A 1,079-nucleotide genomic window follows, 5' to 3' on the forward strand; every position below is an offset into this window, starting at 1 on the left:
TTGTGTGGGGTGATGGCGTGCCTTTTGAAGAATGAGCCTGCGAGTCATCGGTGTGTGGCGAGGTTAACCCGTCGAGGGGTAGCCGTAGCGAAAGCGAGTCTGAATAGGGCGAACTCTAGTCGCACATTATGGACCCGAAGCGGAGTGATCTACCCATGGCCAGGGTGAAGCGACGGTAAGACGTCGTGGAGGCCCGAACCCACTTAGGTTGAAAACTGAGGGGATGAGCTGTGGGTAGGGGTGAAAGGCCAATCAAACTCCGTGATAGCTGGTTCTCCCCGAAATGCATTTAGGTGCAGCGTCACGTGTTTCACACCGGAGGTAGAGCTACTGGATGGCCTAGGGGGCCCACAAGCTTACCGAAGTCAGCCAAACTCCGAATGCCGGTGTGTGAGAGCGTGGCAGTGAGACTGCGGGGGATAAGCTTCGTAGTCGAGAGGGAAACAGCCCAGATCGCCGGCTAAGGCCCCTAAGCGTGTACTAAGTGGAAAAGGATGTGGGGTCGCTTAGACAACCAGGAGGTTGGCTTAGAAGCAGCCACCCTTGAAAGAGTGCGTAATAGCTCACTGGTCAAGTGATCCTGCGCCGACAATGTAGCGGGGCTCAAGTACACCGCCGAAGCCGCGGCATTCACGCAATAGCCCGTCTGTTTCTTCGGGAACAGGCCAGGTGTGTGGATGGGTAGGGGAGCGTCCTGTGGCCGTGGAAGCAGCAGTGTGAACTAGCTGTGGAGGCCACGGGAGTGAGAATGCAGGCATGAGTAGCGAAAGACGAGTGAGAAACTCGTCCGCCGAATGACCAAGGGTTCCTGGGCCAGGTTAATCCGCCCAGGGTGAGTCGGGACCTAAGGCGAGGCCGACAGGCGTAGTCGATGGACAACGGGTTGATATTCCCGTACCCGTGTATCCGCGCCCAATGCTGAATCAGTTGTGCTAACTGTCCAAATGTTGTTTTACTGAGCCTTCGGGCGAGGGGAATGACGGCTGCACAGGACCCCGATTGTAGTAGGTAAGCGATGGGGTGACGCAGGAAGGTAGCTGGGCCAGGTGATGGAATACCTGGTGTAAGCGTGTAGGGCG

1 rRNA gene is annotated in these 1,079 nt (G+C 57.0%); it reads left to right on the top strand.

Going from position 1 to position 1,079, the window contains the following annotated elements:
* Positions 1-1,079: ribosomal RNA gene (locus ACFVJ5_RS35750) — 23S ribosomal RNA — on the top strand; the annotation flags it as partial.

The sequence above is a fragment of the Nocardia sp. NPDC127606 genome (genome assembly GCF_042671725.1).
Lineage (GTDB): Bacteria > Actinomycetota > Actinomycetes > Mycobacteriales > Mycobacteriaceae > Nocardia.